The following is a 9,258-nucleotide window of genomic DNA, read 5'->3' on the forward strand; positions in this document are numbered from 1 at the left end:
TCCTTTGACTAAGAACCCTTTTGATTGCCTGTGGAGGCACCCATGGAAAAGCGCGAAGAACTCTATGCCGGTAAGGCCAAGTCCGTCTACGCCACCGATGATCCTGATCGGCTGATTTTGCACTTCCGAGATGATACTAGCGCCTTCGATGGTCGCCGCATGGAATCGCTGGAGCGCAAGGGCAAGGTCAATAACCGCTTCAATGCCTTTATCATGGCGAAGCTGGAGGAAGCGGGCATTCCCACCCACGTCGAGACACTGCTGTCGGATACCGAGTGTGTGGTCAAGAAGCTCGACATGATTCCGGTGGAGTGTGTGGTGCGCAATATCGCCGCCGGTAGCCTGGTCAAGCGACTAGGGGTGGAAGAAGGTCAGGCACTCAATCCACCGACGTTTGAACTGTTTCTGAAGAATGACGAGCTGCATGACCCCATGGTCAACGAGTCGCTGGCCGAAAGCTTCGGCTGGGCAACCTCGGAGCAGCTTGCGGAAATGAAGGCACTGACCTTCAAGGTGAATGAGGTGCTGAAACAGCTGTTTGCTGATGGCGGCATGCTGCTGGTGGACTACAAGCTGGAGTTCGGTGTCTTTCACGGAAAGATTGTGCTGGGAGACGAATTCTCGCCTGATGGGTGTCGCCTTTGGGACGCCGAAACACGAGAAAAGCTCGACAAGGATCGTTTTCGTCAGGGGCTCGGCGGCGTCATCGAGGCCTATGAAGAAGTCGGTCGGCGTATCGGCATCGATTTCAGCTGATAGAGCTGCGCAGTCTCTCTTTTGCTCTGCCATATCGCGCATAGCGCCCGGACATTGGTCCGGGCGTTTTTTTTGGGGTATGAATTTTTTGCGTCTTCCTAAAATCGGGGAAAGGGACTGATATTCAGGGGTAGGGCAAGGGGCAAGGGTGGGAGTCTATAAATTTATTAGCATTTTATTTTGAGATATGTCGGCATTATTAATGAGAAAGAAGTGAGATTATTCATGCTAGGCTGCAGCCTTTGTTAACTCGATTTGACATATAAACGATTCTCAATATAAGGGTTTTCTGCGTATAAAATGTCTTTCAATGTAACGGCAAAAAAATATCGTAATTATATGTTTTTAATGACTTTTAGTAATTTTTTATTGTCTGATTTGGTTCAAATGTGAGGCTTTTAAGAAATCATTATCAGCCATGTCTTAAATATTGTGCTTTTTCCATAAGTTTTCTCTTCCGAAATAAGTGTTGTGCACGTGAGTACAATGTTGTGCTGCAAAAGAGTCTCCTAGGCTGTAGGCGTGTAAAAAAATGTATCTCGTTTGTCGCTTAGGGAGCCTAACCAATGAGTTCGTCACAGAATGCAGATGCCACACAGCTTGTCAGCGCCGCCATCACGAGTAGCGACTCGGGCTTTGCTGATATCGCTCACCTCGATGAAGACGGTCTTGCTGGAGGATTGGTGGGGGGAGCCGCTGATGATGCGGGCAAGGCAGTGCTCTTTCAGGGCTCGTTGCCCTACGACTTCGGTGCGGCTGGCCCTGCCGATAGTGGCGCCTTTCAGTGGAGTGCAGATGGTCTTCCAACCCTGACGTCCCAAGGCGAGCCGCTGACTTTTCGTCGCTCGGCCGACGGTCAGGTCATTGCCGCCAAGACACCAGATAGCACACCGATCTTGCACATCACAGTGACAGACGTTGGGACAGGCGCCTACAAGGTGTACCTGCTGGGACCCTTGGATCACCCGGAATCCGGTGTGGAAGATAATCTGGTCTTCTCGGTGGGTTACACCATTACTGATAAAGACGGCAACCAAAGTTCAGCCCGTCTGGCTATTGACGTCGATGACGACTCTCCGATGAACAGGATTGACGCGCCTGACAGCGTGCAACCTGGGGATGTGGTAACCGGTACCTGGGCCGAGTCAGCTGGTGCTGATGGTATTCGTAGTAGCGTGGTGAGACTGCCCGGCGACAGTACCGAATATTCCCTTGGCAGCAACATCGAGACCGGTGCAGGCACTCTTATTGTGAACACCGATGGTACTTGGAAGTTCACGGCGAACGAGTTGGCGGCGGGTACGTTGCGTTTTGACATTGTCACCACTGATGGGGACGGAGACGGGGCAACGAGTAGCGCGACAGTAGAAATTGACTGTGGCTGTGGCGAGGGGCCGACGACGCCTGAAATTGACGATGATCCCGATTCAAAGCCGTCCCAGGCTGTTGTCGATGAGGATGGTCTGGCAGGGGGTATCGCAGGCGGTCTTCAGGACGTCCTGACCAACCAGACGGTGGCCGCGGGCAGTTTGAACTATGACTTCGGCGATGATGGAGCCGGCAGCTTTACCTGGAGCACTGACGGTTTGCCCAGCCTGACCTCGGGCGGTAGTGCGGTGAGCTGGTCGCTGTCGAGCAACGGAATGACCGTTACAGGCGTGGATGGCAACGGTGAGCAGGTCATTACCATCGAGCTGACCAACGTACTTGATGGCCTTTACCGCGTTGTATTGTCCAAGCCGCTGGATCATGTGAACCCGGCGGTGGAAGACGACGTTAAGCTCTACGTTCGCTACACCATCACTGACGCTGATGGGGAGACTGCCTCCGGCAAGCTCAAGGTGGTGATTGATGACGATCGTCCTGTGGTAGCCAATGAAACCGCCGAAACTCAAGCGGGTGAGGCGATCACCGTGAACGTGCTAGCCAACGATCGGTTTGGCGCCGATGGCGCAGGTGGTGTCCTTACCGCGTCTGTGGATGAAGGAGACCTTGTTGGCAGCGTGACGATCAATGCTGACGGTTCCTTGACCTTCCAGCCTACCGATGGCTATAGCGGCGATGCGGTGATCGACTACACCGTGGTTGACGGTGATGGAGACACGGTAGTCGGTCGCCTGTCTGTGTGGGTGGAAGGTGTTGATGGGACGCCTGTAACACCTGGTGGTGAAGGACAGCCTGGTAGCAACGTGCCTCTAGCAGTGGTAGATGAAGATGGATTGGCGGGTGGCGTAGCGGGTGGTATCAAGGATGTGCTGAAGAATAGCCCCGTGGCGACCGGGACGCTTGGCTACAGCTTCGGGGACGATGGTGCTGGCAGCTTCAGTTGGAACACCAGCGGACTTGCTAACCTGACGTCACAGGGTAAGAGCGTCAGTTGGTCGGTCAGCGCCAATGGACAAACGTTGGTGGGAAGTGCCAATGGGGCGCCGGTGCTTACGATTGAACTGACGGATCTCGCAAGCGGTGCTTACCAGGTGACCCTGGCGAAGCCGTTGGATCATGCGGTCGCAGGCATCGAAGACGACATCAAGCTGGATGTGGGTTACACCATCACGGATGCGGACGGCGATACGGCGGATGGCCAGCTGGGTGTGATCATCGACGACGACACCCCAGTGGTTCGCAATGACTCAGCAACGACCTCCGATGGCGAGTCAGTGACGGTAAATGTACTGGCCAACGACGGCACGGGGGCCGATGGTGCCCGTGTTACTGGTGCGAGTGTAGTGGGTGGCGCCAGCGTCGGGTCGGTGGTGATCAATGCCGACGGTTCTTTGACGTTCCAACCCGCTGATGGCTATAGCGGCGATGTGGTGATCGATTATACCGTAATTGACGGTGATGGAGACACGGCAGTCGGCCGCCTGTCGGTAGCCGTGGAAGGCACCGACGGCACGCCGACGACACCGGGTGGCGAGGGGAACCCCTCTGGCAAGGTACCTCTGGCGGTGGTGGACGAAGATGGGCTGGCGGGTGGCGTAGCGGGTGGTATCAAGGATGTGCTGAAGAATAGCCCGGTGGCGACCGGGACGCTTGGCTACCGCTTCGGAGACGACGGTGCCGGTAGCTTCAGCTGGAAGACTAGCGGGCTTGCGAACCTGACATCACAAGGTCAGAGCATCAGCTGGGCGGTCAGCGCCAATGGACAGACGTTGGTCGGAAGTGCCAATGGGGGGCCGGTGCTGACGATTGAACTGACGGATCTCGCAAGCGGTGCTTACGAGGTCACCCTGGCGAAGCCGTTGGATCACTCGGTGGCCGGCGTCGAAGACGACATCAAGCTGGACGTGGGTTACACCATCACGGATGCGGACGGTGATACAGCAAGTGGTCAGCTGGGCGTGATCATCGATGACGACACCCCGATTGCCCGTGCTGATTCCGCCACGTCATCCGATGGTGAGCCTGTAACGGTGAATGTGCTGGCCAATGACGGTACCGGTGCCGATGGCGCTCGCATCACTGGCGCCAACGTGGTTGGTGGCGCGGGCGTGGGTTCCGTTGTCGTTAACGCTGACGGCACTTTGACCTTTACCCCAGCAGCCGGTTTTGATGGAAGTGCCCGCATTCGCTATACCCTCACCGACGGTGATGGTGATGCCGCGACCGCTGATCTTAGGGTGTATGTGACCCAGACCGCATCCAACGAACTGTTCGTGGGTGATAACAGCGACAATGGTGCGACTACCGGTGCCGGCGACGACGCTCTAGTAGGTGATCAGGGCGGCGTGATGACCACCTTGAAGCCGTCGACCAACTACAACATCTCGTTGATCGTTGATACCACTGGCAGCATGGCGGTGGGTTCAGGAACCGATGGCTTGACCAAGATACAGCTGGTGAAGCAGGCCCTGACAAAGCTCGTGGTCGACCTGGTTGGCCACGATGGCAAGGTCAATCTGCAGATCGTCGATTTCGACAGCAACGCCGTGCAGCATGTTGCGTTTGACCTGGGCTCCAGCGGTAGTGACATCAATTCAGTCATCAACTTCATCAATGGCCTGGACGCAGAAGGCGCTACCAACTACGAAGCAGGGATTCGCAAGGCCAGCGAGTGGCTGACGGCGCAGGATGCCAATCCGGCCTACAGCGACTATGAAGACCTGACCTTCTTCCTGACGGATGGTGCGCCCAACTATTGGCTCAATGACAATGGTGGCATCGTCAATGGCGGGGGGGCGGTCAACAAGAACGCCATCGTCGAGGCGGTTGAAGCCTTTGAAGAGCTTTCTTCCCTTAGCGAGGTCAACGCCGTTGGGATCGGTCGAGGCACGGTGACGGATGTCCTTCGCTTCTTCGACAACACCGACGTTCAGGGAACGGATGGGATTTCCTATACGGGTACGCTGGTCGAAACTGAGTACCTGGCCCGCTTCTTCGCCGGCTCCATGGAACCGCTGCGGGTCGAGGATTGGACCAGGCTGATGAATCCTGGGACAAAGGGCTACCAGACAAACGGTTTTGTTCGAATCGAAGATTGGTACAACGATGGACTGTCAGCCGTTTCGACTAGCCCCTCCTTCTTTGTTACTGATACCGGTAGCGACAACCTCAGGACTGCCCTACGTTTTGAATATGGGACAGATGATCTCGCTGCAGCAGATTTCGTCGGCTATACCATTGAGACCTTTGTCGGTGGAGCCTGGAAGACCTATTCGAGCTCCGCTTTAAGTGAGACCTCCAGCTGGCGTACTTGGGACGCCGGCTTCCTGGAAGCAGGTGAGTACCGTTTGGTCTTTGAGGTCGCGAATAACAGCGCCGGGGATGATCGACTGGATCTTGATAACATCCGGCTCGAGACCCGCCTGCTGGGTGATGACGATATGGCCAGCTACGGCCAGCTCGAAATTGTCTATAACAGCGATGACCTGAATGCGGCCCTGGCGAACGGTGGCCAGGTCGACGCGCTCAAGTCATTGGGCAACGACAGTCTTGAGGGCGGTGCCGGTAACGACACCATCTTCGGGGATACCGTCAATACCGATCATCTGGCCTGGACCAATGGCGATACCGGTGAAGCCTTTGCGGCCGCGGGGCATGATGGCCTGGGCTATGAAGGTCTGACCGAGTATCTGAAGTGGGCGGTCAATGACGGTGTTGCGGCGACCAGCGATCAGGTGAGCCAGTACATCAGTGACAACTACACCTCGCTACTGGACTCAGCCCGACAGGATGGTGGTAACGATATCCTGCGTGGTGGCGCCGGCGATGATGTGCTGGTGGGCGGCGGGGGCAATGATCTGCTGATCGGCGGTGCGGGCGATGACCTGCTGATGGGGGGATTTGGGGCAGATGTCTTTGCCTTTGAGCAGGGAGATGCCAGCAGTACCGTCGCTAAGGACACCATCGATGACTTTGGCCTTGGCAGCTTCACCGCCAGCGGCGAGGCGGACAAGCTCGACCTATCGGATCTTCTCGATGGCGCTGTCGAGAGCGATGTGTCTGACTATCTGGTGGCCAGCCAACAGGGTGCTGACACACTGATCTCGGTGAAGTCGGACGGTGGTATCGCGTCTTCCGGAGCGAACGCGAATCAGACCATCCTGCTACAAGGTGTCAGCATGGGTGGAGACACTAGCGGTGACTTCCTTAACCAGCTGATTCAAAGCGGTCAATTGGAGGTGCAGTGATAGTAGCCGCTCTCAACGTATTGCTGGACTTGGATAAGATCCGGCAGTCCAGGTAATGTTCGCTTAAGGTGGGCGTATTGACGCGTACCCTGATGTCCAAGTTTTTAGCGCCCGGTAAATACCGGGCGCTTTTTTTGGTCATCGTATATCTATACTACGGTGATAGACGAGATCGTTAGCTACCGTAGTGATGTGCCCCCATGTCGCGTTGCCAGTCAGCCTGCCTGCTAGAGGACTGCAATATGCAGGTGGCCGGCTCTGCCCCGACTGCTGGCGGCAGCATCTGATGCAATCTAACTTCCTCATATCTCCTATCGGTGGCTGAGATAACCTTGTGGCCGCTCAATACCCCCATTGACTGCCTAGGTGCTCCATGCATCTAGGAGGTTGATCCATGGCAATCTTTATTGTTTTTCAGGAAGTATTATCGGATGGTATGGCGGAGTTGTTATCTTGTAAAAATATAGGTTTGATTTAAATTTTTCGCTATGTTTTATAGGGAGATAATAAAATTATTATCTTGCTTTGATTGTTCCGAGGGGGGGGTATAATTTTCTAGAATTGAAACTCATCTTTCCATGTCAACCCGATTCATTTTGGCTGATCTAGTGGATCTAGTCTGCGCGTTATGATTCTAAAGTTCATCTTAATGACCGATTAACGAATCAATTATTTAGTTGATTGTCAGTAGGTATCAGTATTAGTCTTTGTGTAAGTGTTCGTATCTGGCTAATATTACATGTGTTATGCGAGTTTTATGTTGGGCCAAAATGGTTGGTCGGAGCTGGTTTTGGCTGACATGTGGATGTTTGGTTATACCAGATGCGTTTTAGGGGATGAGTCACGACATGCTGAGATTGGGTGAATTAAGTGCATCTTTATCCGACGCTCGATTGAGAATGTCGGCGCCTCGCTCCCTAGTGGCTTCCTAGTCCCTTGATCATGCTAGAGGCGCTTTCTTGGAGGGACGATATTTTGTCTCAACGGAAAGATGGCGCTCGCGAATGAATATTGCTGAAGTTAGAGGATAGTGATAATGGAGTGTCAAGCACTGGTTAGCGGGATTGGGCGGATACCCACTGGCTTAACACCTCTCGCGGATGCTATTAGACGGGCGGGGCACGAGCATTCAGGTCGGACCCTCGTCACTTCACTCGGGTTAGTGGTGTTATTAAGCGCAGCTGGACCAGTCATGGCGACCACGACGGAGACGACGACACCTTGTGAGAAGGTGGGTAGTGACGGTGTCTCTGTTGAGGTTGATGTGCTAGATGCGGAGAAAGAAAGTCTGGAGTGTGATGGCACTCTAATCTCTAGTAGTGACGATGCCGACCAAGCGCAGCCCTATGCAAGTACCTTAACCTCTGCCAGTAGCGACAGTCGAACTAGCCGCCAACTGACACGAGCAACCACCACTGTCCAGGTCGGCTCTGGAGCCGTGGCAGGTGGCCCTGGGTCCGTTGCAGTAGGGTATGCAGCGACGACAGGTAATAGCGCTCAGTCTAGCGTGGCACTTGGTGATCAGACGGTCACTGATGGTTCTGGCGGTGTTTCCATTGGCCGCTCCGCTTATACCAGCCATAAGAATGGCATCGCGATAGGTGGCGCCATGGCGGTATCTGGCAGCTTGCCCAGGATGGGGGGTGTTCAATCACTCGCCGACAATGCAATTGCGTTGGGTGCCAATACAGATGGAGGCGCGCGGGCGACAGCGGTAAGTAGCATGGCGTTGGGGGCAAGGGCTGAAGCTACGGGAAGTCAGTCTATTGCCATCGGTGCCGCTATTGACAAGCTGTTTAATGATGACACCTTGCAGACGCCAACGACAGCGTCAGGTGTGGGTGCCATCGCCATGGGCAGCAATACCGTCGCAGGTGCGCAGGCGACGGAAGACGGTGCCATCGCCTTGGGGGGAGAGTCTAGCGCCACCGGGGCTAAGGCCATCGCCATTGGCGAGGGGAGTACATCAAGCGCTGATGGCGCGGTGAGCCTCGGCAGTGCACTGACCGCCAGCGCTGCACATAGCGTAGTGATTGGCACGAACAGTTCTATCGGTGCCAACGCTGAGAATGCTACCGCCATAGGTCATTCCAATACGATCAGCGACGCGTCGCAGTATTCCAGCGTTCTCGGCATGAATAATGATGTGGACGGTAACGCGGTGCGCGTGCTGGGTAACAATAACGACATCAGCGCTGATTTTTCAGGGGTTGCTGGATCCGGCAATACGGTGTCTGCTGCATCGAAACAGGCGAATGTCGTTGGCAATAATGCCAATGTCGACGGGCTGGACGCGACGGTTATCGGTAGCGCGGGAACGGCGAGTGCCGACCACACCATCGTGATTGGCACCAACGGTACCGCGTCTGCCCTGGAGGCGGTTGCCATTGGTCGCGGCGCCAATGCCAGCGAAGCCTCGAGTATTGCGCTGGGCAGTGGTACGACGACGGAGCAGGCCGTTGGTACGACTGATGCGACGGTGGCAGGGACCAAATACACGTTTGCCGGTACTGCGCCGAAGGGAACCGTGAGTGTCGGTTCTGCGGCGACGACAGATAGCGAAGGTAATGCCGTTGCCAGCACCGAACGTACGATTACACATGTAGCGGCGGGCCGCCTGTCAGCGACCAGCACCGATGCGGTGAACGGTAGCCAGCTGCACGCGAGTAATCTCGCCATTGATGGCAACAAGACCACCATCGATGGGCACACGGCGGCGCTTGCTGACCTTAAATCTGATGCCGACTACTACCAGGCCAACTCCACCGGCACGGCGGCATCGGCCACCGGCGCTGACAGCCTTGCTATGGGCCCAGAGGCCAAGGCCAGCGCCACCAACAGCGTGGCTATCGGCAACGGGGCCAACGCC

The 9,258-nt window shown here is 55.5% G+C and carries 2 protein-coding genes and 2 pseudogenes; all 4 read left to right on the plus strand.

All coding sequences use genetic code 11. The annotated features are described in order from the left end of the window. Positions 1-42: 42 nt before the first annotated feature. The gene (purC, locus tag KUV45_RS19025) at positions 43-756 is read left to right on the plus strand and encodes a phosphoribosylaminoimidazolesuccinocarboxamide synthase (protein ID WP_206940029.1); all 714 of its coding nucleotides are present in this window, start codon (positions 43-45) and stop codon (positions 754-756) included. Positions 757-1,322: 566 nt separating this feature from the next. Continuing rightward, the gene (locus KUV45_RS19030; protein WP_222161652.1) at positions 1,323-6,389 is read left to right on the plus strand and encodes an Ig-like domain-containing protein; all 5,067 of its coding nucleotides are present in this window, start codon (positions 1,323-1,325) and stop codon (positions 6,387-6,389) included. A gap of 1,636 nt (positions 6,390-8,025) precedes the next feature. Further along, positions 8,026-8,160: pseudogene (locus tag KUV45_RS20520) on the plus strand (hypothetical protein); the annotation flags it as partial. A gap of 39 nt (positions 8,161-8,199) precedes the next feature. Continuing rightward, a pseudogene (locus KUV45_RS19035) lies at positions 8,200-9,258 on the plus strand (hypothetical protein); the annotation flags it as partial.

This window comes from Halomonas sp. DP3Y7-2 (genome assembly GCF_019800795.1).
GTDB classification, from domain to species: domain Bacteria; phylum Pseudomonadota; class Gammaproteobacteria; order Pseudomonadales; family Halomonadaceae; genus Halomonas; species Halomonas litopenaei_A.

Excerpts from the sequence above, each read along its gene's own strand:
- purC (WP_206940029.1), top strand. The coding sequence starts at position 43 with ATGGAAAAGCGCGAAGAACTCTATGCCGGTAAGGCCAAGTCCGTCTAC.
- KUV45_RS19030 (WP_222161652.1), top strand. The coding sequence starts at position 1,323 with ATGAGTTCGTCACAGAATGCAGATGCCACACAGCTTGTCAGCGCCGCC.